Source organism: Brevibacterium sp. SIMBA_078 (assembly GCF_046534565.1).
Lineage (GTDB): Bacteria > Actinomycetota > Actinomycetes > Actinomycetales > Brevibacteriaceae > Brevibacterium.
In genome coordinates this window covers 945700-972474 of sequence record NZ_JAWRYQ010000001.1, presented here as the reverse complement: position 1 = coordinate 972474, position 26775 = coordinate 945700, and the positions used below count along the sequence as shown (strand labels likewise).

22 protein-coding genes are annotated in these 26775 nt (G+C 65.6%); 12 read left to right on the top strand and 10 right to left on the bottom strand.

Annotated features, from left to right (window positions below; genetic code table 11):
• Position 1: 1 nt before the first annotated feature.
• The 3 genes from SB749_RS04325 to SB749_RS04315 are packed head-to-tail and all read left to right on the top strand — an operon-like array spanning position 2 to position 3245.
• Complete coding sequence (locus SB749_RS04325) at positions 2-919, top strand: AAA family ATPase (RefSeq protein ID WP_265418595.1); 918 nt, start codon at positions 2-4, stop codon at positions 917-919.
• Positions 916-2115 (top strand): VWA domain-containing protein, encoded by a 1200-nt coding sequence (locus SB749_RS04320; RefSeq protein WP_410709228.1) that lies wholly within the window; start codon positions 916-918, stop codon positions 2113-2115. The genes SB749_RS04325 and SB749_RS04320 overlap by 4 nt, the downstream gene beginning before the upstream one ends.
• Positions 2112-3245 carry an XdhC family protein gene (locus tag SB749_RS04315; protein WP_410709227.1) on the top strand — a complete coding sequence of 378 codons (1134 nt, stop codon included), beginning with the start codon at positions 2112-2114 and terminating at the stop codon, positions 3243-3245. Before SB749_RS04320 ends, SB749_RS04315 begins: the two co-directional genes overlap by 4 nt.
• A 29-nt stretch (positions 3246-3274) precedes the next feature.
• On the opposite strand, the gene SB749_RS04310 is transcribed toward SB749_RS04315, so the two are convergent.
• Positions 3275-6238, bottom strand: coding sequence for a DUF1116 domain-containing protein (locus tag SB749_RS04310; RefSeq protein ID WP_410709226.1), 2964 nt, complete (start codon positions 6236-6238; stop codon positions 3275-3277).
• Entirely contained in the window at positions 6223-7428 is a 1206-nt protein-coding gene (locus SB749_RS04305) for a DUF2877 domain-containing protein (RefSeq protein ID WP_410709225.1), read from the bottom strand. The genes SB749_RS04310 and SB749_RS04305 overlap by 16 nt, the downstream gene beginning before the upstream one ends.
• Before the next feature lie 35 nt (positions 7429-7463).
• Between SB749_RS04305 and SB749_RS04300 the strand changes: the two genes are divergently transcribed.
• The 9 genes from SB749_RS04300 to SB749_RS04260 all read left to right on the top strand — a co-directional run bounded on the left by SB749_RS04300 (position 7464) and on the right by SB749_RS04260 (position 18407).
• Positions 7464-9233, top strand: a complete 1770-nt coding sequence (locus tag SB749_RS04300) for a PucR family transcriptional regulator (RefSeq protein ID WP_370034884.1) — start codon at positions 7464-7466, stop codon at positions 9231-9233.
• A 206-nt stretch (positions 9234-9439) separates the two neighbouring features.
• The gene (locus SB749_RS04295; protein ID WP_410709224.1) at positions 9440-10915 is read left to right on the top strand and encodes a uracil-xanthine permease family protein; all 1476 of its coding nucleotides are present in this window, start codon (positions 9440-9442) and stop codon (positions 10913-10915) included.
• A gap of 4 nt (positions 10916-10919) precedes the next feature.
• The gene (locus SB749_RS04290; RefSeq protein WP_410709223.1) at positions 10920-11891 is read left to right on the top strand and encodes an FAD binding domain-containing protein; all 972 of its coding nucleotides are present in this window, start codon (positions 10920-10922) and stop codon (positions 11889-11891) included.
• Positions 11888-12397: a (2Fe-2S)-binding protein gene (locus SB749_RS04285; protein ID WP_370034890.1), complete on the top strand. Its 510-nt coding sequence runs from the start codon at positions 11888-11890 to the stop codon at positions 12395-12397. Before SB749_RS04290 ends, SB749_RS04285 begins: the two co-directional genes overlap by 4 nt.
• Complete coding sequence (cutA, locus tag SB749_RS04280) at positions 12394-14784, top strand: aerobic carbon-monoxide dehydrogenase large subunit (RefSeq protein ID WP_410709222.1); 2391 nt, start codon at positions 12394-12396, stop codon at positions 14782-14784. The genes SB749_RS04285 and cutA overlap by 4 nt, the downstream gene beginning before the upstream one ends.
• A 24-nt stretch (positions 14785-14808) precedes the next feature.
• A complete protein-coding gene (locus SB749_RS04275; protein WP_410709221.1) occupies positions 14809-15519 on the top strand; it encodes an SRPBCC family protein in 711 nt (236 codons plus the stop codon).
• Complete coding sequence (locus SB749_RS04270) at positions 15516-16922, top strand: amidase (RefSeq protein WP_410709220.1); 1407 nt, start codon at positions 15516-15518, stop codon at positions 16920-16922. Before SB749_RS04275 ends, SB749_RS04270 begins: the two co-directional genes overlap by 4 nt.
• 70 nt (positions 16923-16992) lie before the next feature.
• Positions 16993-18219, top strand: coding sequence for an MFS transporter (locus SB749_RS04265; protein ID WP_410709219.1), 1227 nt, complete (start codon positions 16993-16995; stop codon positions 18217-18219).
• A complete protein-coding gene (locus tag SB749_RS04260) occupies positions 18216-18407 on the top strand; it encodes a hypothetical protein (protein ID WP_410709218.1) in 192 nt (63 codons plus the stop codon). The genes SB749_RS04265 and SB749_RS04260 overlap by 4 nt, the downstream gene beginning before the upstream one ends.
• 86 nt (positions 18408-18493) lie before the next feature.
• Here the strand turns inward: SB749_RS04260 and SB749_RS04255 are convergent, their stop codons facing one another.
• From SB749_RS04255 to SB749_RS04220, 8 genes are all read right to left on the bottom strand, one after another.
• Complete coding sequence (locus SB749_RS04255; RefSeq protein ID WP_410709216.1) at positions 18494-19966, bottom strand: amino acid permease; 1473 nt, start codon at positions 19964-19966, stop codon at positions 18494-18496.
• A gap of 181 nt (positions 19967-20147) precedes the next feature.
• Positions 20148-20723, bottom strand: a complete 576-nt coding sequence (locus SB749_RS04250; protein ID WP_410709215.1) for a GNAT family N-acetyltransferase — start codon at positions 20721-20723, stop codon at positions 20148-20150.
• A 104-nt stretch (positions 20724-20827) separates the two neighbouring features.
• Positions 20828-22621, bottom strand: coding sequence for an alkaline phosphatase (phoA, locus tag SB749_RS04245; RefSeq protein WP_410709214.1), 1794 nt, complete (start codon positions 22619-22621; stop codon positions 20828-20830).
• Positions 22622-22794: 173 nt separating this feature from the next.
• Positions 22795-23688, bottom strand: coding sequence for an LPXTG cell wall anchor domain-containing protein (locus SB749_RS04240; protein WP_410709213.1), 894 nt, complete (start codon positions 23686-23688; stop codon positions 22795-22797).
• Positions 23685-24536 carry a hypothetical protein gene (locus SB749_RS04235; protein ID WP_410709212.1) on the bottom strand — a complete coding sequence of 284 codons (852 nt, stop codon included), beginning with the start codon at positions 24534-24536 and terminating at the stop codon, positions 23685-23687. Before SB749_RS04235 ends, SB749_RS04240 begins: the two co-directional genes overlap by 4 nt.
• Positions 24537-24574: 38 nt before the next feature.
• Positions 24575-25219 (bottom strand): SipW-dependent-type signal peptide-containing protein, encoded by a 645-nt coding sequence (locus tag SB749_RS04230; protein ID WP_410709211.1) that lies wholly within the window; start codon positions 25217-25219, stop codon positions 24575-24577.
• Positions 25220-25307: 88 nt separating this feature from the next.
• Entirely contained in the window at positions 25308-25898 is a 591-nt protein-coding gene (locus SB749_RS04225) for an alternate-type signal peptide domain-containing protein (RefSeq protein ID WP_410709210.1), read from the bottom strand.
• A gap of 179 nt (positions 25899-26077) precedes the next feature.
• Entirely contained in the window at positions 26078-26734 is a 657-nt protein-coding gene (locus SB749_RS04220; protein WP_410709209.1) for a signal peptidase I, read from the bottom strand.
• Positions 26735-26775 lie beyond the last annotated feature (41 nt).

The following is a 26775-nucleotide window of genomic DNA, read 5'->3' as shown; positions in this document are numbered from 1 at the left end:
CATGACGATCTTCGACGATCCCCGTTTTTTGGCACAGGAGCTGGAGCGCGTGGGGCACATCGTCGCACCCGAACTTGCGACCACCTGTGTGCTCGCCCACCGCCTCGGCAAACCTCTGCTGTGCGAGGGCTCCCCGGGCGTGGGCAAGACGAGTCTGGCTCGAGCGCTCGCCCGCGCCTCCGGCGGCTCTTTCATTCGGCTGCAGTGCCACGACGGGCTCGAGGCCAGCCAAGCGCTCTACGACTGGGATTTCGCGAAGCAGATCCTCCACGTGCGCACGATCGAGGCGGCGTCCAGCTCGGCGGGGGAGCGCATCGACGCGATCTGCCTCGACGATGAGCTCCACGACCGGGCCTTCTTGCTCGCCCGTCCGATCCTGCGCGCGATCGAGGACTCGCGGGGACTCGGGCCCGACGAGGCGCGACCGGTGCTGCTTATCGACGAGATCGACCGCGCCGGCGACGAATTCGACGCTCTGTTGCTCGAGGCGCTCGCCGACTGGTCGGTCACCGTGCCCGAACTCGGCACGATCTCGACGCAGACTCCGCCGCTGGTCATCCTCACCTCGAACCGCACCCGCGACCTCCACGACGCCCTGCGCAGGCGCTGCCTCTACCAGTGGTTCGACCAGCCCGGCGCCGAGGCTGAATCACGGATCCTCTCCCTGCACGTCCCCGAGGCCGACGAGTCCCTGCGCCGGGCCGTCATCGCTGCGGCCAACCGACTCCGCAGCGCCGATCTGCTCAAACCTCCCGGCACCGCCGAGGCCATCGACTGGCTGCGCGCCCTGCACGCCCTCGGCCTCGGCGAACTCGACGACCCAGCGATCGCGGCGACGATCTCCGCCGTCCTCAAGGACGCCGACGACCTCGCCCCCGCCCGCACAGTTCTCAGCCCATTCGGAGGGGATGGAACGTGAGGACCCTGACGGACACCTTCCTGACCCTTGGCATCCGGTTGCGGGCCGCGGGACTGCCTGCAGACCCGGACGCGGTGCGGTCGCTTATCACGGCCGCGGCCTGCCTCGACCCGCTCGATCCGCAACAGGTTCGAGCCGCGTCTCGGGCGCTGACCTGCACCCGACCCGAACATCTGCGCCTCCACGATGCGATCTTCGACGCCGTCTTCGGACTGGCAGGCAGACAGGATGCGGAGGAGCCGAGCATCGACGTCGAATATCCCCGGCCCGAGATGAGCACAGAGGGCGCAGGCGGGGAGGCGAGCGAGATCACCGAAGCTGCCCGGACCGAACATCTGCGCCATGTCGATCTCGGGTTCGAACACGGCAGCGAAGCTGCCGCGCTCATCGACGGCCTCGTCTTCCGACCACCGCGCGGCCTTGCACATCGGACTCGCTCGGGTCACACCGGCATCATCGATGCCCCTCGGATCCTGCGTCGGCTCATCCGCAACGAGGAGATCTCAACCATCCCGCGGAGGCGCAGTCTCTATCGCCGGCGCCCCGTCACCCTCGTCGCCGACGTGTCCGCCTCGATGACGGTGTGGCGGGAGCCCGCGCTGCGTTTCCTGGCTCGCGGCTCTGCAGTGCTGGGAGCCCGTTGTTTCACGGCGGGGACCCGCCTGACCAGAGTCGACCTGGGCCCACGAGCTGCGGCCGGACACGGGCGAGGAGGCAGCGGTGTCGCTTCGGCGTTGGATGAGGTCCTCGACGCGGGAGCCGGGACGCGCCTCGGCGATTCTCTGACCGAACTCCTCAGTGGGCGGATGAAGGACCTGGTACGCGGCAGCACCCTCGTCGTCATCAGCGACGGCTGGGAACACGGGGACTGTACGGAGCTCGACATCGCCTGCGCGCGGCTGGCCCGACTCAGCCATCGGTTCCTCTGGGTCAATCCCCGCGCCGGACGCGCAGGATTCGAAGCGCGCACTCGGGGCCTGGCCGTCGCCGCGGCACATGCTGAGGCCGTGCTTCCGGCGACCACCGTCGCCCAGTGGCAGAGGGTTGCCGACTTCATGGCGGCACGGGCATCGGCGCACGGCGCCGGCGTCGTTGGCGCCTTCGCGCTTCCGCGAGCTGTCGGTGGGCCTGTGACCGCCGTACCCGCGACTGTGGCCACAGTGCCGACAGCGACTGGTCAGGAGGCGCGCGCATGAACGAAGCCGACGCGATCCTCGCCTGGCTCGACGCAGGTCGGAACTTAGCGCTCGCCGTTGTGACGAAGACCTGGTCATCGGCGCCGCGACCGGCGGGCGCGATGATGGCCGTCGCTGCGGACGGACAGGTCATCGGCAGCCTCTCGGGCGGGTGCGTCGAATCCGCCGTGCACGAACTCGCACTCGAGGTCCTCAGCACCGGTCGTGCGGCCTCGGCCCACTACGGAACGAGCGATGCGGAGGCTTTCGCAGTCGGGCTGGCCTGTGGAGGAGAGATCGACGTCCTCGTCACCCCCGTCCTCGAGCCCGCCACTGTCTCCCGGCTGCGGATCTACCTCGAGGCGGTCTCCGGATCCCGTGCGGCAGCACTGGCTCTCGAGCTGCCGGGAGCCACCGAGGAGGATGGCGCAGAACTTGACGGACCGAGCCGCATTCTCGCCCTCGACGCAGAGGGGAGAGCGCACGGTGACTTCGCTCATGATCGCCTCACCGAACACATCTCCACCGACGCCCGAGCGATGATCGCCGACGGCGCCGCCGGGATCCTCGAATACGATGAGACGGGACGTCGCCTCGGCTCGGGCACTCGCGTTTTCGTCACCACCTCGACGCCTCCGCCGCGCCTGCTCATCTTCGGTGCCATCGACTATGCCGCGGCCCTGGCAGAACTCGGCCGGTTCCTCGGCTACCGAGTCACGGTCTGCGATGCCCGGCAGGTGTTCACCACCACAGAGCGCTTCCCCGCGGCCCATGAGGTCGTCGTCAGTTGGCCTCACCGCTACTTCGCCGCCGAGGCCGCAGCTGGTCGCATCGATGCCTCGACCGTGGTTGCCGTGCTCACCCACGACCTCAAGTTCGACGTCCCGGTACTCCTCGAGGCCGTCCGGTCTGCGGCCGACTATGTCGGTGCGCTGGGGAGCCGACGCACCCACGCCCAGCGCACCGAGGCTCTTCTCGAGGCCGGGGCGAGCGAGGAGGAGATCGCGCGGATTCACGGTCCCATCGGCCTCGACCTCGGCGCACGCTCTCCAGAGGCGACCGCGCTCTCGATCCTCGCCGAAGTGCTCGCCGAGAGGTCGCAGGGCACCGGGGTGTCCCTGAGCGTGACCACCGGAGCGATCCACCGCTGACGGCGGTCTGCCCCGGTGGGCGCAGGGCATCAGCGCCGCTGTGCGCTCAGGCCCTCGACCGCCGAGGTGAAGCAATCGGCCGGTGGCGTGACGAGTCCCGCGCCCACCTGGCCCACCCCGGCGACCTTTCCGGCCATCCCGGTGTTGATCTGCGGTAGGACGTGGGTACGGAGCACCTTCGCGAGGTCGATTCCGCTCGGCACCCCGCGGAACTCGAGGACGGGGATCTGGTGCTGGGGATGCTCGCCGAGGGTGATCTCATACATCCGGCGGGTGGTGTCGACCGCGAAGGAGACGTCCCCACCGACGAGACGCACGACCGCGGGAGCTGCGGCCATCGCGAGGCCGCCGATGCCCGCGGTCTCCGTGATCGCGGAGTCGCCGATGTCGGGATTGGCGTCCTCGACGCCGTAGGAGCCGAGGTAGAGACCGTCGGCGATCTGCGCCGGGCCCGAATACCACTGCTCACCGGTGCCGGCGAGCTGAATGCCGAAGTCCGTGCCGTTGCGGGCCATGGTGACGACGAGAGTCGAGCCGGGCACCCCCTTCGCCGCCGCCATGGCGAGCTTGCACGTCGGCATGACGAGGTTGAGCGCGAAGTAGTCGTTAGCCCCGAGGAAGCGCGCGACCTCGGCGAGGTCGTCAGCGGGGAAGTCGAGGGTGAAGAGCTTCGGCATGATGTCACGGAGGAAGAGCAGGGTCGCCGTCCGATTGCGGTTGTGCCCCTCGTCCCCGGACTGGAGCATCTGCGTGACGTAGTTCTTCGTGTCCAGCGGCCCGGTGGCGGCCACGGCCGCGGCGAGCACGGGGCCGAGCACGTCGCGCATCCAGTTCAGGCGAGTGAGCACCTCCTCGTTGTTCGCTCCGTAGCGCAGCACCTTGCCGAGGCCCTCGTTGAGAGAGCAGTAGGCGCGATTGCCGTGGACCGGGTCGACGAGCTCGAACATCCACATCGAGGGGCTGACCACGCCGGCCATCGGTCCGACCGCGTCACGGGAATGGCAGGGGGCGAAAGAGAAACGGCCATCGGCGAGACCGGCCTCCGCTGCCTCCAGAGTCTCGGCGAGTCCTTCGAAAACGACGGCGCCGGCCAGAGCCCCACGCATCGGGCCAGAGGCTCGGTCCCACTCGAGCGGAGGGCCCGAGTGGAGGAACTCGTCCTCGCGCAGTCCGAGGCATTCGCGAGCCGGTCGCAGTCCCACGACCTCGGCTCCGGCAGAAAGCATGCGCTCGAGCGCTTGTGCGTTCGCCTCCCGGCGACGGGGGTCCGCCATCACCTGATAGAGCGCGGCGGGATCGCCGAGGGCGGGCTTCCACTGAACCTCCGTCACAGGCACCGCCTGGGCACGCAGCTCCTCGGCGAAGAGGCTCAGGCCCACGGAGACCACGGAGGGCGCGGTTTCGAGCAGGCCCGAGAGGCTCTGGGCGCCGGTTGAGTGCGATGACAGTGCGGCGGGGATGCGCTCCGGTGGCACTGAGGATTCGATGACCGTGCTCATCTGTGCCTCGCAGCCGAGGTGGGCGAGTGCACGGCAGCACGCCTCGGCGTTCGAGAGGAATACCTCGGCGTCGGCGGCGACGAGCGCGCGGACGGCGGCAGAGAAGTCCTGCGGATCGGCGCTCGTGCCGATGAGGCTGACGACGACGGGCAGGACCCGGCCTTCTTCGGCAGCCGTCGACTTGGCATCGGTGATCGCTGCGGCCAGCTCATCGGCGGGATCCGCGTGGGCGCCGTGGCCGAGCACGAGGTCGAGCAGCAGCACACCGGCTCGGGGGCCGAGGTTCCTGATCGCCTGCAGACGCAGCGAGGGGTCGATCATCGGGTGGGCGCGGCCCTGGGTCATCTCGTCGGCACCGAAGTCGAGCACGGTGTGCGTATCGGCGCTGATGGTCATTCCGCTCACCAGCTCAGCACCGGCGAGGGGGATGTTCGAAGAGATCGGGCCGAGCGCGGACCGCGCGATGAGCATCGCCTCATCGGCCATGGTCCCACCGCAGAACAGGCCGATGAGCGAACCGGTCTGCACCTCGACGGACTCGGAGATTCCCCAGCTTGGCCATTCTGGCACAGTGAATCCGGCCGCGCTGAGGGCGGACTCGACCCCGGCTGAGAGACTCGGGGAATCGGGACCGAGGATCGCCCAGCTCACCCGTACACCGAGTTCGGCAGCGCGGTCTTCGATCTCAGCGACCACCTCGGCATCGGCGGGCTTCGAGACCACGATGATGTGCTCGGTCTCGGCGTCGACGGCGAGCGCCTGCAGGGCCTGTCGTGCGCTGAGGCCGCCGACGTCGCGCGAGAGATCGCGCCCGCCCGTGCCGATGAGATGGCTGACCCCGGCCCCGGCAGCATCGAGGAGCACCGAGACTTGCTGAGCGCCCGTGCCCGAGGCCGCAATGATGCCGAAGCTACCGCGCCGCACTTGATTGGCGAATCCCAGCCCGACCCCGGAGATGATCGCAGTACCGCAGTCTGGGCCCATGACGATGAGCCCGTTCTCGGCGGCACGAGACTTGAGTTCGACCTCGGTCGAGACGTCGACATTGTCGCTGAAGAGGAGCACCGAGGACCCGGAATCGAGGGCCGCGAGGGTCTCGACTCCGGCGCTCTCGCCGGGCACCGAGACGAGAGTGAGCCCGGCGTCGGACCCGGCGAGCGCGGATTCGACGGTGAGGGCCGGCTGCACGGAGCCGCCTGGGCCAGTGGACTCGCGGGCGGCGGCGGTGAGCCTGTCGAAGGCGACGTCAACGGCATTGCTGCCTTCTGACAGGGCCGCCTCCGACTGGGCGCGGATAGCAATGATGAGATCGTTCGGGGTGACCTCTTCACCGATGTCGAAACCGGCTCCACGGATAAGGCCGAGGTTGAGCTCCGAGGCCATCCCAATGAGGGCGTCGTCGACCCCGGGAGTGGTCTTGACCTCGGTCGAGACCTGCATGAGTGCGACCGAGTCGACGTAGACGCCGCGGCGGACGGTCAGTGAACGTGGCATGGATGAGTACCTTTCGAAGAGTGCTGGGTCGGAATGCAGGCCGACTCTCGCGGGCCGTCGCTGACGCGGATGCGGATCATCGCCGCGGACGGAGGTCGGGGTGGTGGCAACAAGGGGCTCGACTTCGGGCGCGAAGGGCGGCTACAGGTCAGAGCTGTGAGGACGGCGTGGAATCCCGTGAACAGGTCGTGGCCGGAACTGTGGCCGATCCGGTCGAGCGGAGAGAGCACGGCGAGGAAGCCCGCAGCCGAGGTTTCGGAGGCGGCCGACCGAGGCGGCGGTTCCGTCCTGTGCGCCGTCAGCAGCCTGTGGGCGGCCTCGATCGCCGCCGCGACCTCGGGTACGCAGTGACCGGCTACGGCCGCACGGATGAGCGCTGCCGACAGTGCAGGAGTCGCATGGGCGAGGTCGATGGGTTCGACTGTGCGCGAAAGCAGATCGAGCGGAGGGTTCCTGCCTGTGGATCGGAGCGCGAGGGCGATGCCGGACAGAGCGTCGTCACCGCTGGGGGTGCTGCCGGGCCCGGCGCCGATGAGAGCTCGCACCCCAGCCTCGGAGTCGGCGACGTCCTCGTCGAGGAGGGCGGAGGCGAGGTCTCCGGCACGGGAGCCCAGATTCGACAGCCCGGGACGCAGATGGCCGGCCAGGGCAGCCAGCGTTGCCGGGTCGAGGCCCTTCCACGACCGCGCCTTCACACGCAGCGGCCGGTGAGTCCGGACGATGTCGAGCGCGAAGTCAGATAATTCGATCCTCCGAGGTGAGGGGGCATGGTCTTCGACGATCGGCGGATGAGAACCGCGTCGCAGCGCTGAGGCGGCGGGGATCACCCGTGCAGGGGTCCCCGGCCGCAGCGTCGCGAGGTGCTCACGACCGAGCTGCGGAACTCTGAGTCCGAAGGGCAGCAGGAGGGCGGCAGGCCCCAAGATGGGCAACAGGCGTCTGCCGGGACCTCGGGGGTCATAGGGGTCGTCGACTGCGAGGTAGAATCCCGCGCTGAACACATGGACCACCTCGGCGCGGGCAGCGCCATTCCCGGCAGGAGCAGCACTGACCCCGGCGAGGGCCGGGTAGACGTCGGCGGAGGTGCGGTCGATCGGGGAATGGTCAGCGCCGCCGACCCGCGCCGCGTCGATCCGGGGGACCGGCAGGAGGGAAGCGGTGGCGGGAAGAACCACGGACCGAGACCTCATTTCGACAGAGTATCCCGCCCTGTTATCGTCAATGCATGTCAAATGATGCCAAGGATTCGGGATGCGGTCAGCAGGAATTGACATTCGACGGGGGAGAAGGACACGGTTTCTCCGCCGAATCCCTCACCGTGGCGGATGTGCTCAGACTGCCGAGCATGCGTGGGGCCCGACTCATCGGCGGTGCCGCTGGTCTCGACAGAGTCGTCGAGCTTTCGAACGTCATGGAGGTCCCGGACATCCTGCCCTGGGTCAAGCCCGGGGAGCTGATGCTCACAACCGCGTATCCGATCCGTGATCGTCCCGAGGATCTTGAGGGGCTGCTCGAAACCTTCGATCAGCATGGGTTGGCGGCGATCGGTCTCAAATCCGGGCGCTATCTCGAGCAGATCCCCGAGGCTGCCGTGAAGGCCGCGGATGCTCTCGGCCTGCCGCTCATCCACCTCGGCGAGGACGTCGGTTTCGACGAGATCATGCAGGAGGTGCTCACCGGCAATCTCGACCGGCGGGCTCAGGTCATTGCCCGCACTGAGGCGTCCATGCGCGAGCTCGTCGATGTAGTGGTCGGTGGCGGGGACCTCGCAGACGTGTGCCGCATGCTCGCTCAGTGGACGGGTGTGGCTGCAGCGGTGACGACGCTTGACGGCCGTGTGAGATGTCTGCGCACGGCCGATGCGGAGGCCACGTCTGCCGAGGTCTCCGGTCTCGAGTGCTTCGATCGTTCGGGCCGCTTCCGTGTCGAGGACGAACCTGCTGGCATCAGCCGCCACGCGAATCCCCGAGGTCCTGAGCACCGAGAAGGCGACGGCACCATGAGCGCGGTACTGAATTGGGGAAACGTTGTCATCGAGGGAGGCAGGAGACCGGCGGCCGAGACTCTGCCCGCTCAGAACCTCGGCCGGATCGTCGCCTTCGGCACCCGTACGCTGCGGGCAGGTGACTTCCGTCTGCTGGAACAGGCGGCGGCTGCGGCAGCACTCGTCATCACCCGTGAACAGGCCATCACTGCTGTCGAGAGCAAATACCGCACCGATTTCGTCCTCGAGGTTCTGCGTGGTCACATCGCCTCGACTGACCGGGTTCTTTCCCACGCGTATTCGCTTGGTTGGGACCTCGACCGGCCCATCAGCATCGCTGTCGCCGAAGTCGATTCCGAATCCGACTCCACGGATGCGAGCAATAAGCGGACGATGCAGGCGCTGTTCGCCAACGCCTGGACGAAGGTCGTCTCCCAGTTCGATCCCCGTGCGGCGGTCGTCGGCTCGGGCGATCAGGTGATCGTGCTCCTGGCGGCAGAGCCGCGAGAGCGGATCGTTCGTCGTTTGGAGGAGTTCGTCTCCTCGGTGAGGGGACACGGGGGAGGGGGCAGGCGACGGTTCTCTGTCGGTATCTCACGCCCTGCCGAGGGCGTCTCGCGTCTGGCGCCGGCCTATCAGGAGGCGATGCGCGCGCTCGAGGTCGGTCGGCAGCTCGACCGCGGTCAGGGTCTGCGTCACTATGACTCTCTCGGCGTCTACCGGCTGCTGCTCCAGGTCGGGGAGCAGACCGAGCTGCGCAAGTTCGCCGAAGAGGTCCTCGGACCATTGGCGACGGATGCCAAGGAGGAGTACGCAGGCCTGCGTGAGACCCTGCAGGCGCTACTTGACCATCATCTCAACGTCGCCGAGACCGCGCGAGCCCTGTTCTTCCACTACAACACTCTGCGCTACCGAATCGGCAAACTCGAGCAGATGGTCGGGCCCTTCACCGAGGATCCCGATCTGCGGCTCTCACTTGCTCTCGCTCTGCAGATCGTCAAGCTGCCCTGAGGACGAGCTCAACCTAAGGTGTTGGCGAAGAGTGCCTAAGGAGAGAGTGACTATTTGGCAGATAATGACGTGATACGGGCCTCATCGGCAAAATAGAGTCTGAACCTAACCCGGATCATCCAAAGACGTCCGATCGTCGGTTCAAGTGGCCGTGCCGCCTTGAGTCAGGATCGTTCGACCTGATGCAAATGGACGAGGAGAAGCACATGTCGATGTTTTCCTGGAAGCTCCACGGCGATGGAAAGACCATAGCGCCTGGGCGGGCTGTTGCACCGGACGAGCGCCTGTCGTGGGGCAGGACCGTAGGGCTCGGCATCCAGCACGTCGTTGCGATGTTCGGAGCGACCTTCGTATTCCCGATCATCATGGGGCTCAACCCGCAGCTGGCAGTCATGATGTCCGGAGTCGGCACAATCATCTTCCTGCTCATCGTCAAGGGCAAGGTGCCCAGCTATGTCGGTACCTCGGCCGCCTTCGTCGGAGGCGTCACAGCTGTCACCGCTCAGGGAGGCACTCCCGCAGAGGTCACCGGTGCGATCATGGTTTCGGGCGTCATCCTTGCGCTCGTCGGTACGTTCATCCACTACATCGGCTCTGCGGCTCTGATGAAAGTCCTTCCGCCCGTCGTCACCGGTGGCGTCGTCATGCTGATCGGCTTCAATCTCGCACCGGTGGTTGCGAACACCTATTGGCCTCAGGACCAGTGGATCGCCGTCATCGTCATGGTCTTCATCGTCTTCGTATCAGTATGGGTGCGCGGCTTCCTCGGTCGCATCGCGGTCTTCCTCGGCCTTGTGCTCGGCTATGTGCTGTCCTGGATCTTCGACCAGGTGTTCGGCCAGATCACCTCTTTCAGTGCTACCGCCGGTGAGGTGACGACCCACTTCCGTGTCGACTTCTCTGGTGTCGCTGCGGCGCCCTGGATCGGATTTCCGCCCATGACCGACACCGCGGCCGGAGTCGTCGGTGTCCATCTGCCTGTTTTCAACGCCGCGGCTATCGTCGTCATGCTTCCTGGCATCATCGCCCTCGTCGCCGAGAATGCTGGTCACGTCAAAGCCGTGGAAGAGATGACGGGAGCCCCCCTCGACAAGTATATGGGGCGCGCCGTCATCGGCGATGGCGTCGCCACTGTCGTCGCCACTTCCGTGGGCGGTTCTCCGACGACGACTTACGCGGAAAACATCGGAGTCATGGCTGCGACTCGGGTCTATTCGACAGCTGCCTACTGGGTTGCCGCTCTGGTGGCGATCCTGTTCGGCCTCTCACCGAAGTTCGGCGCCCTCATCTCAGCGGTGCCCGGAGGTGTTCTAGGAGGCATCACCGTCGTCCTCTACGGCATGATCGGCATGCTGGGCGCGAAGATCTGGATCGAGAACCGCGTGAATTTCGCTAACCCGCTCAACATCGTGCCAGTCTCGGCGGGCCTGATCATTGCGATCGGCGATGTGAGCCTGAACTTCAGCGAGGATTTCGTCCTCTCGGGAATTGCCTTGGGAACGATATCGATGCTGGTCATGTACCATGTTGCCCGCCGGTTGGCACCTGCTGACATGCTTTCCGACTCCGACGGCGGTGCCGGTGGGGCTGGTCTCTCTGTCGGGCGGGAAGGGCACCAAGGACGTGTTGTCGATGGTGCGGAAAGCGACCGCGGCCGACGCGGTCAGGAATCGAGTGAATGAGACGATGAAGCCATCACCCCTGCGAATCCATCGACCGACGACAGTCGACGAGACTCTCGACCTCCTTGCCGCCCGAGGTGCCACCGGAAAGATCCTCGCCGGAGGCCAGAGCCTCGTTCCCGTCCTCAACATGCGCCTGGCCGCTCCCAGCGATCTCATCGACATCACCTCTGTGGCTGGAATCGACGATCTCGAGGTCTCGGGCGCCGACGGTTCGGACGAGATCTGCGTTGGTGCGAGCGTCACACATCGACGGGTCGAACGCAGCGCGGACGTCACCAGGGCCAACCCCCTCCTCGGCGAGGCTCTGCGCTTCGTTGCGCACCCCGCGGTGCGCAATCGGGGCACGACCGTCGGATCGATCGCCCATGCCGACCCCAACGGCGAGATGCCGATGGTCCTCGCGCTCACCGGCGGTCGCATCGAGGCGCGCAGCCGACGCGGTGAGAGGACATTGGGCGCCGAGGAACTCAACATCGGGCCGTTGGAGACCTCGCTGGAATCCGATGAGCTCATCACCCGTGCGATCTTCCCAGCGCTGCCCGCGGGTTCGCGCACAGGCTTTGACGAACTCGCCCGGCGCAGCGGGGACTACGCGCTTGCGGGAGTGGGGATGATCCTCGACGTCGACGGCGAGACTGTGACGGGGCTGCGCTGCGGATTCGTCTCCGTCACCGACGTTCCCGACATCCTCGACCTCGGCGAAGCCGTATCAGGTGCCGAGCTCGGCGATGCCTCCACGGTCGCTGCAATGGTCGCCGAGGCGGTGCGTGACTTCATCGACCCGGGCGGGGACATCCACGCCTCGGCGGACTACCGGAGACACCTTGCCGGAGTGATCGCCTCCCGCTTGTTCCGGCGTCTGTGCCGCAGCGACGGCTCGAGCGGTCGCGGAGATGCACGCGGCGCAAGCGGTCGCGGCGAGGACAGCCTGGTCGGGGCGACCGGTGACGACACTGAGAGAAGGCGAGCATGACCGAAGATATCGGCACAGAACCGACCTCGAGCATCCGACTCGCGGTCAACGGCACCCTCTACGAGCTCGAGGTTCCCGACCGGAAGCTGCTCTCGGACGTGCTCCGGCAGGACCTGGAGCTGACGGGCACCCATGTAGGCTGCGAACACGGAGTCTGCGGGGCCTGCACGGTCCAGCTCGACGGTGAGCCCGTGCGTTCCTGCCTGATGTTCGCCGTCACGGCTCAGGGACATGAGATAACAACGGTCGAGGGCATCGGCGACGATCCCGAGAACCCGTCCGACGTCCAACAAGCCTTCATCGACTGCCACGGTCTCCAGTGCGGGTTCTGCACCCCGGGCTTCGTCACGACCATCGACGCCTACATCGACGAGAATCCGAACCCCACCGAGGAGGAGGCGCGCGAGGCCGTGTCCGGCAACCTCTGCCGCTGCACCGGCTACCAGAACATCGTCTCCGCAGTGTGTCGAGCCGCCGAACTGCGCGCAGAGGGGGCCTCGCAATGACCACTCGCCTCTTCGGCCAGAAGATCACTCGCCGCGAAGACCCGCGCCTGCTCACCGGCCACGGCCGGTATGTCGACGACGTCTCGGGAACGGCGATCGCCGCCGCATTCGTGCGCAGCCCCCACGCCCATGCCGACATCCTCGACATCGACGTGACCGGCGCCCTCGACGTCGCCGGCGTCATCGCCGTGTGGACGCACGAAGACCTGCCCGGACAGGCCGCGGAACGGCTGCCGATGCTCATTCCGCATCCCTCCATCGTCGCGCCGCACACCGGTTACGCCCTGGCCAAGGACCATGTGAACTTCGTCGGCGAGCCCATCGTCATGGTTATCGCCAAGAACCGCTACATCGCAGAGGACGCCGCGAACCGCATCGAGGTCGAGTACAGCTTCCGCGAGGCCGTCGTCGGCGTCGAAGCGTCCCGCGAGGGAACGCGAATCGTCCATGAGGGGATGGAAGACAACGTCGCCGCTCACATCGTGCAGGACGTCGGCGATGTCGATGCGGGGCTCGATGGCGCGCCCCATGTCCTCGAACTCGACCTCGAATTCGAGCGCAGCGCCTGCATGCCGATGGAGGGCAAGGGCGTCGTGGCACGGTGGGATCCCGGGGAGGAGAGCCTGGAGGTCCACTCCTCGACGCAGACGAGCACGGGTCTGCGGGCCGTTCTCGCAGCCAAGCTCGAGATCCCACTGACCCGGGTCGAGGTCATCACCCCCGACGTCGGCGGAGCCTTCGGTGTGAAGATCAACCACCCCTGGCCGGAGGAGCTCGCCGTGGCCTGCGCCGCGCGTGCGCTCGAGACCACTGTCAAATGGACCGAGGACCGTCGCGAGCACTTCATCTCCTCCGCCCACGAGAGAGCGCAGACCCAATGGGTCAAGGTTGGCTTCGACGACGAGGGACGGATACTCGGACTCGACGTGAAGTTCTGGCATGACAACGGCGCCTACCTGCCCTACGGCGTGATCGTCCCGCTCAACACCTCCACCCACATCATGGGCCCGTACGTGATCCCGGCGTTCCGGGTCGAGTACTGGTCGCTGTACACGAACACCGTCATGGTCACTCCGTATCGTGGTGCCGGTCGCGCCCATGCGGTGTTCATGATGGAGAGGACGATGGACGCGATCGCCGCCGAACTCGACCTCGACCGCACAGTGGTACGTTTGCGCAACTTCGTCCGCGACTTCCCGCATCCCATGGGTCTGCGGATGCAGGACGGAGCCGAGGGCTGGATCGACTCGGGTGACTTCGTCACTTCGATGGACAAACTCAAGTCGATCGTCGGCTGGGACGAGTTCGAAACCTACCGTGAGCAGGCACGTAGCGAGGGCCGTCGGGTGGGCATCGGTCTAGCCTGCTACATCGAGAGCACCGGTGCGGGGCCCTACGAAGGCGGACACATCGAGGTGGAGTCCTCCGGACGGGTGAACGTCTGGACCGGCCTGACGACCCACGGGCAGGCCCATGCGACAGTCTTCGCCCAGATCGTCGCCGATGAGCTGGGAGTCCCGCTGGAGACAGTCCATGTCAAGACCGGCGATACGCGCAAGCTGCCCTATTCCGTGGGCACATGGGGTTCGCGCGGAGCGGTCATGGCCGGCAACGCACTCCACCTCACCGCAAAGAAAGTAAAGCAGAAGGCTCTGCGGATCGCCGGTGAGTCCCTGGAAGCCGATCCCGAAGACCTCGAGATCGACGAGGGCATGATCCAGGTCAAGGGCGATCCCAGCGCGTCGATGCCGCTGGCGGCGGTATCGGTGCTGTCGAACCCGCTGCGCTACGCCTTCGACGAGAGTGCACGGGCGGCCACGCAATTCGCCAAGGACTCCGCCGAGGACGAGCCCTCGATCGGGCAGGGAGAGCAGCCGGGGCTCGAGGAGCAGGAGTTCTTCTCGCCGCTTCGCTCAACTGTAGCCAACGGCATGCATGCCGCGATCGTCGAGACCGATCCGGACACCGCGGACATCAGAATCCTCCGCTACTGCGTCGTCCACGACTGCGGACCGATGGTCAACCCGCTCGTCGTCGAAGGGCAGGTCCACGGAGGTGTGGCCCAAGGAGTCGGCGGGGCGCTGTACGAGAAGATGGCCTATGACGCCGACGGGCAGCTGCTCAACGCCTCCTTCATGGACTTCCTCATGCCCTTCGCGTCCGAGGTTCCTCACGTCGAGACCGACCACCTCGAGACTCCGAGTCCGCTCAATCCGCTCGGTATCAAGGGGGCTGGCGAGGCCGGAACGATCCCCGCCGCCACTGCCATCGCTTCGGCGATCGAGGACGCCGAGCGGATCCCCATCCGCTCGATGCCGCTGGACCCCTCGACCCTGTGGCATATGAGAACCAACCATGCTGCGGGCGAGCTCAACCGCTCCCACTGAATCCGACTGAAGGACATCCAAACCATGCTCATCTCCTCCAAAGCCACGATGATCGCCGATCCGGCGACGGCCTATGCCGCATTCCACGACGAGTCGATCCTCGCCGCGACCATTCCGGGAGTCGAGAGCTTCACCCGGACCGGTGAGGGCAGCTTCGACGTCGTCCTTACAATGGGCGTCGCCGCCATCAAGGGCACATACAAGGGCACCGTCGTCTTCTCCGAGGAGGTCGAGGGCGCGTCGTTCGTCCTCAGCGCCAAGGGCGCGGGCGGACCCGGCACCATCGGCGCGGACATCTCGGTGGCACTGGCATCCGGAGCCGAGGGCGGCAGCGACATCACATGGCAAGCCGATGCCGTGCTCGGCGGACCGATCGGGGGAGTCGGACAGAGGATGCTCGGCGGAGTCGCCAAACGCATCGCGAAGAAGTTCTTCGCCGACATCGACGCGGCCATCCGCGACGGTGTGCCGGAGAAGGGTGCGCCCGCAGGTGCTTCGACCGGCGCCGAGGCGGCCGGGCTCCCCGGTTCCGGTGCTGCCGCTCCTGTCGCATCGGGCACAGACGCTGCGGGCGCACCCGCAGTTTCGTCCGAATCGGTAGATGCTGCGGCTCCCGCCGCCAGGACGGTTGGCAGCCATCGATCCTGCGGCGACGGCTTCGTTATCGGCGCTGCCGTCGGTGCGGGCGCAGCGCTGCTCGGCGTCTGTCTCGGTCTCCTGGCCGGTCGTCGGTGACGACGGATTCCCCGACCTGGCTGTCTCTGGCCGAGCAGGCGGCCGCCCTCGACAGTCGCGAGATCAGCAGTGTCGAGCTCATGACCGCGCACTTCGACCGCATTACCGAGATCAACCCGACGACGAATGCGATCGTCACCCTCGAACCCGAACGCGCGCTCGCCGCGGCGTGGGAGGCGGACCAGCGGCGTGCTGCCGGTGAAGAGGGGCTGCCGCCACTCTGCGGTGTGCCCATGACCCACAAGGACACGCATGACACCGCAGGTATGCGCACGACCTACGGCAGCGAGCTCTTCGCCGACCATGTGCCGCAGCGGACCAGCAGCGTCATCGCTCGGCTGCAGGCAGCAGGCGTGATCTCCACGGGCAAGTCGAACGTGCCCGAATTCGCGGCCGGGGCGCACACGACCAACCGCGTCTTCGGGACGACGAAAAACCCCTACGACGCCACCCGGTCGGCCGCCGGATCCTCGGGAGGCGCGGCCGCGGCCATCGCCTGTGGAGTCCAGGCTGCCGGGGACGGTTCCGACACCGGCGGCTCACTGCGCCTGCCCGCCTCGTTCAACAACATCGTTGGGCTGCGGCCCTCGCATGGGTGGATTCCCCGGACCTTCCCCGAAGACCCCTGGCAATGGCTGAGCCAGCCGGGCTTCATGGCGCGCACCGTCGACGACGTCGCCTGGCTCATGGAGCTGTGCAGCGGGACCGGCCCTGGGCCCGCCTCGACCCTTTTCGGGCCATGGCGCGGGGAGGCGACTGATCTCAGCGGAATCACCGCGGGGTTCTCCCCTGACCTCGATGGTCTGCTCGAACTCGAGACGGAAGCCCGCGACGTGGTCGCCGGAGCCGCTTCAGTGTTCGTCGACCTCGGCGCCCGACTGAGCGATTCCGTGCCCGACCTCCGTGCGTCCCGCGGTGTGTTTCGCACGGCCAGGGCCTATGAGTTCGCGGCGAACCTGCGGGAGGTGGATGCGGCCCTTCCGGGGCGGCTGAAAGCCTCCCTGCAGGCCGATGTCGATGCAGGCCTCGCACTCACCGCCCACGATCTCTTCGACTTCGATCGGGCACGCGCGCGGCTGTGGTCGGCGATGAACGATTACTTCTCCACTCACGACGTCCTCGTCACGGTGACCTCGCAGGTCCTCCCGTTCTCCGCGGAGGACGAATATCCCACTCGGATCAACTCTCGACCGATCGAGGACTATATGGCGTGGGTCGACTCGACGACTCTCATCTCCGCTACGGGCTGTCCGGCACTGAGCGTGCCCGCCGGCTTCAGCTCCACCGGTCTGCCGATCGGAATGCAGATCATCGGACCGGTCGGTGGTGATGCCACAGTGCTCCGCGTCGCCCGCAGCTTCGAGGCAGCCACCGGACATGCGCGGCGCCGTCCTGACCTGTGAGGATTGGGAAACACAAGCCGGGAAGCCAGGCGGATGAGAAGAAGCGGACGGTCCGATTGGGGAGACAGAGATGAAGCGCAGCACAGGTGCTGACCGTGCTACGGTCGGCGAGCGGTCGGGCACCGGCTGGACGCTGGCCGCAGCTACCTATGTGTTCGCGGTTGTCATGATCGGCACCACTCTGCCGACGCCGCTCTACCCGCGCTATCAGTTCGAGTTTGGATTCGGCAGCACACAGACCACGCTGCTCTTCTCGATTTACGCCGGAGCCGTCATCGCCGCGCTCGTCTTCTTCGGCAGGCTCTCGGAGGCCTGTGGCCGGAAACCGCTGCTGGCCGCAGGCGTCCTCGTCTCCCTCGCCTCGGCGGGGCTGTTTATGGGCGGTGAACATCTCGGTCTGCTCTACATCGGAAGGGTGTTGTCCGGGATCGCAGCCGGCATCTTCACAGCCACCGGGACTGTTGCAGTGCTCGAGAACGCTCCGCCCGGCAGGCGCAGGCTCGCGACGTCACTGGCCACAGCGGCGAACATCGGTGGCCTCGGATTGGGCAATCTCATGTCGGGAACGGTCGCCGAGGCTTTGCCGCGCCCTCTGTTCACGCCCTTCCTCATCCACGCCGTCCTCCTTCTACTCGCAGGAGCGGCGCTGCTGGGCGTCAGAGAGACTTCGCTCTCGCGTTCCCATTCCCTGCGACTGCAGCTGCCCGCCATCCCGCCCGAGTCACGGCTGGTCTTCCTCCGTGCGGTGCCAGGTGCCGTCGCGAGCTTCGCGATCGCCGGACTTTATTCGGCCGTGGCTCCGAGCTTCATGCAGCAGACCCTTGGCATCGGCTCCGCGGCCGTCATCGGCGCGGTCGTCTTCGCGCTCTTCGGGGCCTCGGCTGCGTGCCAGCTGGTGTTCCAGGGGCTGGCGGATCGGACTCTTGTCCTGTGCGGAGGAATCATTCAGATCGCCTGCATGGCATCTCTGTCGATTGCGCTCCTGGCAGACTCGCCGCTGTTGCTCGTCGCCTCGGCGATCCTCGGTGGAGCCGGGCAGGGCTTCCTCTTCACTACGGGCATGCGCGCCGTCACAGCCGTCACCGAAGTGTCGAACAGGACGGCCGTGACTACCTCATACTTCATCCTCGCCTACCTGGCCATGTCCGCGCCTATCATCGGCGTCGGCGCACTCACACTCGTGACAGGGCTCGTCACCTCGACGATCACTTTCGCCGTTGTGACAGTCTTGGTCGTCGGTCTCAGTCTTCTCGGGCTCGGGAGGTGGAGCAGTCAGCGTCGCGGCGTCGACGGGTGAAACCAACCGACGTGTTCGAGGTGATCGGCGACTGGCTGCCGCTCTCTCACGCGATCGACGCGCTGGACGCCGTGTCGACCGTCAGCGAGGATGACGCCTATATCTGGCTGAGGGTGCTCTTCATCGCCTGCTGGATCGTCGGCGCCGTCATCGTCGGTTCGCTCACCCTGCGTCGCCGGACGCCGTAGGCCGGTGTCACCGGACGCCGTCGTGCTTCGCCGGTGTCCTCATGCGGTCGCGGCCTGGTGAACTCCGGACACGTCGGAACTGGTTGTCAGTTCCTTCCGGACGCGATGGGCTCAGTGCGGTCGGTGAGCGCGTAGGGCCGGCGGCCCTGACCGCGGACGAAGGCGAAATAGCACAGCCACAGCGCGACGACCCACAGCAGACCGACCCACAGAGCCGGCCGTGAGTCGGGAACGATGCCGACCATGACGACGACGAAGACGATGAACGCGACGGTGATCCACGATCCCACCGGCCACAGCGGCATGGGGAATTCGCTGGGAAGGCGAGCCTCCTCGGCGATCACCTTCTTCATCCGGATATGGGAAGCGAGGATGATCAGCCAGACGAGCACCGTGGCGAAGGTGGCCAGCGCTCCGAGGAGGAACAGGGCCTGATCGGGGTAGAGGTAGTTGAGGACGACGCCTGCCAGCAGCGCGACGATCATCGTCACCACGGTCATCACGGGCACGCCGCCCGGCGAGGTGCGCGCGAAGGACCGCGGAGCCTGCCCTTGTTCGGCGAGGCCGTGGAGCATTCTGCCGGCGCCGAAGATGTCGGCGTTGATGGCCGACAGGGCCGCCGTGATGAGGACGACCTGGAGGATGGCGGCCGCCGCATTGAAGCCGACGGAGTCGAAGATCGCGACGAAGGGGCTGATCTCGGAGGTGATCTGGTTCCACGGCAGGATGCACATGATCACGCCGAGAGTGAGGACGTAGAAGAGGAGAATGCGCACCGGCACCGAGTTGATGGCGGCCGGCAGCACCTGCTTCGGATTCTGGGCCTCTCCCGCGGTGACGCCGATGATCTCGATGCCGCCGAAGGCGAACATCACGATGGTGAACGATGAGAGCAGACCCCAGAACCCGTTGGGGAAGAAGCCGCCGTGGTCGAAAAGAGCCGGCGGGCCCATCTGATCGTGGTCGGCGATGCCGAAGCCGAAGATGATGATGGCCACCCCGGCTGCGATGAGGGCGATGATCGCAACGATCTTGATGAGAGCGAACCAGAATTCGAGCTCACCGAAGACCTTGACGCCGATCATGTTGATCGCGGCGATGAAGAAGACGACGGCGAGCACCCAGATCCAGCGGGGGACTCCCGGGAACCAGAATCCCATGTACACGCCGATCGCGGTGGCGTCGAAGACGGCGACGAGGACCATCTCGAAGGCGAAGGTCCAGCCGACGAGGAAGCCGGCGAAGGGGTGGATGTAGCGGGAGGCATATTGGCCGAAGGACCCGGAGACGGGGTGGCGGACGACGAGTTCGCCGAGGGCGCGCATGACCATGAAGACGGCGGCGCCGCCGATGATGTAGGCGAGCAGCACCGCCGGTCCTGCGGCTTGGATCGACTCCGAGGAGCCCATGAAGAGGCCGGTGCCGATGGCGGACCCGAGGGCTATGAAGCGGATGTGTCGGGCGGTCAGGCCCCTTTTCAGGCCGGCGTTCTCTTCATGTTCGTCGGCGTTTTCGTCGATGGGGAGCGCCTCGTTGCGGTCCTTGTCGGCTGGAGCCATCGGTTTCTGCTGTCCTCTTCTCTCGACTGCCCGCGGGCGCCTTGGCCCCGATGCGATCGACGGACCCGGCTCCACGGCCACCTCAGATTCTCACATCGACGGGGCGGGCGAATACGGAAGCTGGCACAAAGAGTCCGAGATCTCAGAAATTCGGGTCGGACCGGCGTCTGGAACGGAGCAGTCAGGCTGTCTGCCGATCGCTGGACAGCATCCCGAAGATGAGGGTGTCGGTCCATTCGCCCTTCGACCACCAGTCCTTGCGCAGGTGCGCTTCCTCCCGCATGCCGATCCTGCGCGCCAGATTCGCCGAGGCGGTGTTCCGGGAATCCATCTGCGCGAAGACCCGGTGGAGGCCGTAGTGGTCGAAGGCGACGTTGAGGACCGCGATGGCCGCCTCGGTGGCGAAGCCGTGGCCGCTGGCGGCCGGATCGAGGATCCAGCCGATCTCGGCCTTCTGCTCACTGTCGTTGTCGAGCCAGATAGCGATGTCGCCGATGACGTGCGAACCTTCAAGAGAATCGAGACCGTCGGCCGTCTCGATGACCAGGGCCAGGGCACGGGATTCGGTCTCGAGCCCCGTGCGCTGCATGCGTTCTGAGACCTTGGTCCGGGCCACCTCGGCGGTCCAGGGATCTTCGAGGAGGAACCGGGAGACGTCCTCGCGGGAGAATATCCGCAGCTGCTCGTCGACGTCGGATTCGACATAGGTGCGCAACCGCAGTCGGTCGGTGGTCAGCGGAAGTTCGATGGGTTCCATGGGCCTACTCTGCCAGGTCGACCTGTGGAGACGACGAACGATGCCGGACGCTTCGCTGGGAAGCGTCCGGCACCGTTCGCAGTCGGGCTGTGGTCGGGCTGGTGTCAGGCGGGGAGGATTCCGCGGCGCTTGGCCATGCGGATCAGGGCCGATCCGCCGATGATCGCGGCCACGCCGAAGAAGATCGCGGCACCGATCTCGACTCCGGTGCGCGGCAGGGTTCCGCCTCCACCGCCGGCTAGACCGGGACCTTGGTCTCCTCCGCCGGTCGAGGCATTGCCTTCGCCGCCTTCGGAGCCGCCGTTGGCACCGGCGCCGCCGCCAGCGGAATCGGAGGAGCCGTCGGCAGCGTCGGATGCGTTCGAGTCCTCGGTGCCTGTCGTGCCGTCGTTGCCACCGGCATCGGACGAGCCCGCGGCATCGTCGGAACCGTTCGCATCGTCGGAACCGGCCGAGTCGTCATTGCCGTTCGCGTCGTCACCCGGGTCACCGGGCACCTCGGCGTCGGGGTCGAGTCCCAGACCATCGGCGATCGTATAGTGCGCGTCGGTCTGATCGATCAGTCCCACGACATTGGCCGCACCGGGTCCGTAGGCCGCGATGCGCAGCTGCGTGCCAGTGTGGCCCTGCGACGCCTCTTCGTCAGCAGTCGCGTAGTTCATCGTCATGTCGGTGCCGTCGGCCGTGGTCAGGGTGCGGGTGAGACCCGGGGTGTCCGAACCGGTGGCGACGATCTGGCTCGTGTGAGCGTGATCAGCGGTGGTGATGACGAGGGTTTCGCCGTCTTCCTTCGCAAAGTCGAGGGCAGCTTTGACCGCCTCGTCGAGGTCGACGGTCTCACCGATCTGACCGCACGGGTTGGCCGCGTGATCCTGCTTGTCGATGCTCGCCCCCTCGACCTGGAGGAAAAAGCCCTTGTCATTGTCGAGCAGATCGACGGCCTTGTTCGTCAGTTGATCGAGCTTCGGCACGTCCGAGGTGCGCTCCGGATTGTTCTTGCACTTCACGGCCGGTTCGGTGCCGCCTCCGTGCGTGGCCTTCGGTCCCTCCCAGCGAACGGGGAAATTGCCCTCTGTGAAGAGACCGAGCACTGGTGCATCCTGGTTCGCCTCGGTGACGTTGTCGAGTGACTTGGAATCATCGACGAGCTGGTAACCGCGTTCCTCCGCCTGCTCACGCAGCGTCTTGTCCTTCCAGTCGCCGGCGGTGGCCTTCTGTTCGAAGGATGCCGAACCGCCGCCGAGGGTGACATCGGCGCGAGCATTGAGGATCTGCTCGCTGATCGAGCCGAGTCCGCCGTTCTCCAGGGTCTCGTCTGCGCAGTCCTTGGCAGTCTCCTCGGGTCCGTAGCAGCCGCGCTGGCTGATGTGGGCGAGTTGCGCGGCCGGAGTCGCGTCCTGGATCTCCGCGGTCGAGACGTCGCCGGTCTTCATGCCCTTGGCGCGGGCCATCTCGATGAGAGTCTTGTGCGGTTTGCCTGTCCGGTCGATGCCGAGTGCGCCGTTGTAGGTCTTCGTTCCCGAGGACCAGCCGGTGGCGCTCGCCGCGGAGTCGGTGACGTAGTCCGGCTTGCCGGAGTCCTTGTCCACTGCGTAGGTCGTGTACTGTCCGGTCAGCGGCAGTTCGTCGAGGCCGTCAAAGCGTCCGTGGGCACCTTTTGCGTAGTTGCGTGCGGCGGTGATCTCGGAGTCCCCCATGCCGTCGCCGATGAGGAGGATGACGTTCTTCGCGCCGGAGTCCTCGACCGCGTCGCGGATGGCGTCGGTGTTGTCGCCGTCGAGTTGGCGGGCGCCGCCGGGCTCGTCGATTCCTGCCGCCGAGGCGGGGCTTGCGAATCCGAAGAGTGCGAGGCTGAGAGCGCCGGTTGCCGCGGCGAGACGCAGGGTTGTCCTGGCCATGTGCAGTCCTTTCGTTGAGGTGCACAGGCGCTCACCGAAGAGGAGGCGTCGTAATGATTCGAGCGGTGCCGGAGGCAGGGCTCGGACGAGTGCGTGAGCGTCGTGTGCGAGCAGACGGCCTCCAACCTACTCAGCATTCACACAAGGCGAGTGGAGGGAACGTGAAGCCTGAGTTAACTCGCAGTTCGGCCTCTGCGCCTCCGAACAATGGCGGTCACAATGGTGCCGAGAAGCAACAGGCCAGCGCCCAAGAACAGCATCGACAGTGACCCGAGTCCTGTCCGCGGCAGCGACCTATCGGCGTCCGAGTCTGAGTCTGCGTTTGTGTCCGTGGTTGAGTCCGACTTGCCGTACTTCGCGTCGTCGGCATCGGAATCTGAACCTGAGCCGCCGTCGGCTGCGGTGCTCTCGTCGCCATTCGACGTGGAATCTGAAGCGGCAGTGGCTTCGCTGCCGCCGTCTGCAGACGAATCGTCATCGTGATCTGAGGAAGAGGCATCTGCATCGCTCGATGCACTGTCGTCGGAATCGGCCGTCGAATCCTTGGGCGGATCGGTCGGCGGGGGAGTGGGACCGACACCATCGCCCTGAGCGGTGACGACGACGCGGAACCGCGCTTGTTCTCGCTTGGTGTCGTTCCCCGCAGTTTCGGGGAGACGGACGGAGATCGTAATCGACTTCTTGTCGCTCGGGGAGAGCGTGCCGAGCCAGTACGGGGATTCGGTATCTAGTGCTTCGCCGAGAGGTGCGGATACAGTGTCGCCGAAACCGCTGATCGTGACCTCGGCGGAATCATGGAGAGGGCCGTGCGGTGAGGTGGATTCCAAGCGGATGCCGGTCGTGACGTCCGCTTCGGTGGTCTGCGAGACGACGAGCTTCTCCGTCTTCTCTTCGCCGGGCACGAAGGTGAGATCGGTGAACAGCTTGCCGGGCGCGCTCCCGTCGGGCCGGGTGACGACGATCTGACCATCGGCGCCCGCCGAGGCGGGAGTCGTCATAGTGAAGATCAGGCCAAGGACGAAGGCAACCGTCGAGATGATGGCGAGATGTGCGTTGGCGCGAGTCATTGCACGAATACCTCGAGGACCATGTCTTTAGTAGGAGTAGTCGAGCCCCACCACTCCATGACGACCCATTGGACCTGACGCCCGTCGGTGCTGGCGATGTCGTTTCCGTACTGTGTGAGATTGACAGGGTGAGGTGCCGATTTGTCGAAATCACCACCATTAACCCAGTATCCCGATGCGAGGTATTCGACGCTGTTTTTCGGCTCACGAGTGCCTGTTGCATCTCCTGTGAAGCCGTCGGCGAATGTCGGTGGCTTTTCGATGCTGACGGTGCAAAGGCTGAGCGAACACGGCGGTGAAGCGTCGCGGCTGTTCTTGTTGCGATTCGAGGACATTATCCACGAGTAACGCTGACGGTCATTCAGAATGACTTCGGCATCGCCGAGAGCAGTTGATCCGTGTCGATGGAGTTTCGTGACTTCTTTTCCGAGACCGCTGTCTGGGTTGAGTCGACGAGAGGCCAGGCCATTTCCGCCGACAGGAGCGAGCCAGTCAAGTGTCGGGGACGAGGAAGTGTTCCGCCAAGACGTGACCTTGATTGTGGAGCCAGTTGTCAGGCTGCTGGAGTCGCATGCCCACGCCCTGACTCCGAGGCGTCCGTCGCCACCACCAGCCCCGAATTCGCCATTGCGGACAACGGGGACGATGATCATCGACGAACTGCTTGATGAATAGGTGGGAAAGTCCTTCAGTCGATATACGTTCGGGTGGTCGGCCGGGTTCGGGACAGAACACCAGCGGCCCACGCCGCCCGTGGTTTCGTCGGCAGAGTCCTTGGCTGTCAGGTAGGCGGTCGTCGCTCCGAGCGGTATGAGCATGAACAGCGCAGCGATGATAGCGGTGACCATCCATGCTCGACGCGTCGAGACCTTAGAGAGTCGCTCCGTCACCGTGCATCCGCCTGTTTGAGTCGAACCGAGTTCTTCATGGTGAAGATCGATTGCACGTCAAGATTCGCGCTGCGACGGTTGATGAGCTCGACGGCAACGTCGATCTTCTTGCCGGTTCCGTCGGTGACCGTTGCCGGCATTGATAGATCAAGTGTGATCTTCACGGAGTCACTGGGTTTGAGAGTCTTGCCCAAATCCACTGAATGGGAGAACCCACCGGAAGTGAAAGCGGAAGTCGGAATGTCTTTCTTCGTGCCGTCGATGGTGGTTGACGCGCGGAGGTACGGGCGCATGGCTGTGTAGTCGTCTGCGTTAGAGGGTGAACCGGTGATCTCAAGAGTCCCAGTCGCTGGAACCGCGGACTCTTTGGTATTCGTGACCGTGTACGTCCACTGTTGAGACTGGACTCCGGGGATGATTCCCTGGCTGTCTTTGCTGGGGTAGATACTCGGATTCGAACCGTACGTCACGTCTGAGGGGCCCACCTGCGAGATCTCGGCCTTGAGATCACCGGCAGTGATCGTCGTGGATTCCGACTCCGTCGAATCCGACCATGCCGCGTACGTCGCTCCGCCGCCGATGAGCAGCGCGCCTGCCGCAGCGGCGGCTGCGGCAGATAACACTGCGCGACGAAGAGACATGTGCGTACTCCTCAGGTAGAGACGGGGATTGAGGACGAGCTGAAGGGTGGGTCCGAAGCAGCCGAACCCACCCTGGAGCCGATATGGATCAGTTGCCGGGGACCTGGGTGAGGGTGTAATCCACAGCAAAATTGAGGTTGCCGAGCTTGGCATCGTTGTAGTCGCCCTCAGCGCCCCAAGGGAAGGTCACCGTGGTCGTCACCTGAACGGTGCCGTCACCTTCACCGGTGAGCGTCTCGCCGTCGAGGGTGAGGCCTCCGGTCGCATCAGTCAGGCCGCTGGCCGCGAGATCCTGGGCCGTGATGGCTTCGGCAAGTGCCGCGTCAGCATCAGCGGCGCCAGAAGGCGTCACATCAAGATTGCCGTTGAACTCAGCCTTGATGTTCTCGCCTTCGAGGGTGACGGGAATCGACTGTGTGTAAGTGAGAATGTCGCCGGGGACGATCTGGTCTTCGGCTGGGTCGAATTCGACCGGTGCGGTTGCGTCTCCGTTGCCGTCGCCCGCGTGGCTGATTTCCCAACCGCTACCGGCGGGTGTGCCGAGGTCGAGAGTTCCGGAGGAGATGACTCCGTCGCCGCCGTCTGCTTCGTCAGTCCAGAATGAGACGGTGCTGGCTCCGCCGACGAGGAGAGCGACGCCGATGCCGCCTGCGATGAGTGCCTTCGTTGATTTCTTCACGTGTGATCCTGTGTGTACGGGAGGGGTGGTTGTCGACGCGTGAAGTCATCAAATAGTCACTTACCGAACTTCACCCGCGTCACGATGCAGATAATCCGCATCCGTGAATTATGGTAACTGCGAAATTTACAACAGGCAATGTAAATTGCGCAAAAGGGAAGTGATCTTGACCGCAGGGTTCATTTTTTGATAGAGGATTCAGCTGAATGTCGCTTCTTCCGCCGGTGCTCGGCGAAGCTGCGGACCAGCATGATGACCGCGTAGCCGATGAGGCCGATGCCGACGATCGTTGCGATCGTCTGTCTGTTGCCCATCGGCACCAGCTGTCCGAGGTACCCGACAAGGGGAATGTGGTAAGCGACAACTCCGCGGATCTGCTCGGGGCGAACAGGGAGGGGATCCTCGGCGTTGTTCGCATCTCCCTGGGTCCGATAGCGAGTCTTGCCCTCGACGACATCCACCGCCACGACGCGGTGCGTCACCGTCAGAGGCTCTCCGGACTTCAGCTGATAGGTCACGACATCGCCGAATGTGACCTCGCCGGCTTCGACATGTTTGGACACGACGATCGAGCCGGTCGGAATGGTCGGCTCCATCGATCCGGAGATCACCGTGAACGGCTCTGCTCCGATGACTCTCGGCACCACAACCGTGAGCACGATGATGAGCGCGAAGATGCCGGCCAGTGTCCAGGCGATCACCTGAAGGGCGATGCCCAATCGGCGCATCCAAGGGGAGCGGGAATTCGTGGATTCTTCTTCACGGCGCTGCCGACGGCTGACCGGCGGCGGATCGACCTCCGGCGACCGGGTGTCTTCAGAAGAATTCTCGGACATGCTTCCAGTCTGCCATTTTGTGACAGCCGTTGTTGTCAGGA

Excerpts from the sequence above, each read along its gene's own strand:
- SB749_RS04250 (WP_410709215.1), bottom strand. The coding sequence starts at position 20,723 with ATGGAACCCATCGAACTTCCGCTGACCACCGACCGACTGCGGTTGCGC.
- SB749_RS04220 (WP_410709209.1), bottom strand. The coding sequence starts at position 26,734 with ATGTCCGAGAATTCTTCTGAAGACACCCGGTCGCCGGAGGTCGATCCG.
- SB749_RS04255 (WP_410709216.1), bottom strand. The coding sequence starts at position 19,966 with ATGGCTCCAGCCGACAAGGACCGCAACGAGGCGCTCCCCATCGACGAA.
- SB749_RS04315 (WP_410709227.1), top strand. The coding sequence starts at position 2,112 with ATGAACGAAGCCGACGCGATCCTCGCCTGGCTCGACGCAGGTCGGAAC.
- SB749_RS04310 (WP_410709226.1), bottom strand. The coding sequence starts at position 6,238 with ATGCCACGTTCACTGACCGTCCGCCGCGGCGTCTACGTCGACTCGGTC.
- SB749_RS04240 (WP_410709213.1), bottom strand. The coding sequence starts at position 23,688 with ATGACTCGCGCCAACGCACATCTCGCCATCATCTCGACGGTTGCCTTC.
- SB749_RS04300 (WP_370034884.1), top strand. The coding sequence starts at position 7,464 with ATGTCAAATGATGCCAAGGATTCGGGATGCGGTCAGCAGGAATTGACA.
- cutA (WP_410709222.1), top strand. The coding sequence starts at position 12,394 with ATGACCACTCGCCTCTTCGGCCAGAAGATCACTCGCCGCGAAGACCCG.
- phoA (WP_410709214.1), bottom strand. The coding sequence starts at position 22,621 with ATGGCCAGGACAACCCTGCGTCTCGCCGCGGCAACCGGCGCTCTCAGC.
- SB749_RS04265 (WP_410709219.1), top strand. The coding sequence starts at position 16,993 with ATGAAGCGCAGCACAGGTGCTGACCGTGCTACGGTCGGCGAGCGGTCG.
- SB749_RS04275 (WP_410709221.1), top strand. The coding sequence starts at position 14,809 with ATGCTCATCTCCTCCAAAGCCACGATGATCGCCGATCCGGCGACGGCC.
- SB749_RS04230 (WP_410709211.1), bottom strand. The coding sequence starts at position 25,219 with ATGTCTCTTCGTCGCGCAGTGTTATCTGCCGCAGCCGCCGCTGCGGCA.
- SB749_RS04325 (WP_265418595.1), top strand. The coding sequence starts at position 2 with ATGACGATCTTCGACGATCCCCGTTTTTTGGCACAGGAGCTGGAGCGC.
- SB749_RS04305 (WP_410709225.1), bottom strand. The coding sequence starts at position 7,428 with ATGAGGTCTCGGTCCGTGGTTCTTCCCGCCACCGCTTCCCTCCTGCCG.
- SB749_RS04290 (WP_410709223.1), top strand. The coding sequence starts at position 10,920 with ATGAAGCCATCACCCCTGCGAATCCATCGACCGACGACAGTCGACGAG.
- SB749_RS04235 (WP_410709212.1), bottom strand. The coding sequence starts at position 24,536 with ATGGTCACCGCTATCATCGCTGCGCTGTTCATGCTCATACCGCTCGGA.
- SB749_RS04285 (WP_370034890.1), top strand. The coding sequence starts at position 11,888 with ATGACCGAAGATATCGGCACAGAACCGACCTCGAGCATCCGACTCGCG.
- SB749_RS04295 (WP_410709224.1), top strand. The coding sequence starts at position 9,440 with ATGTCGATGTTTTCCTGGAAGCTCCACGGCGATGGAAAGACCATAGCG.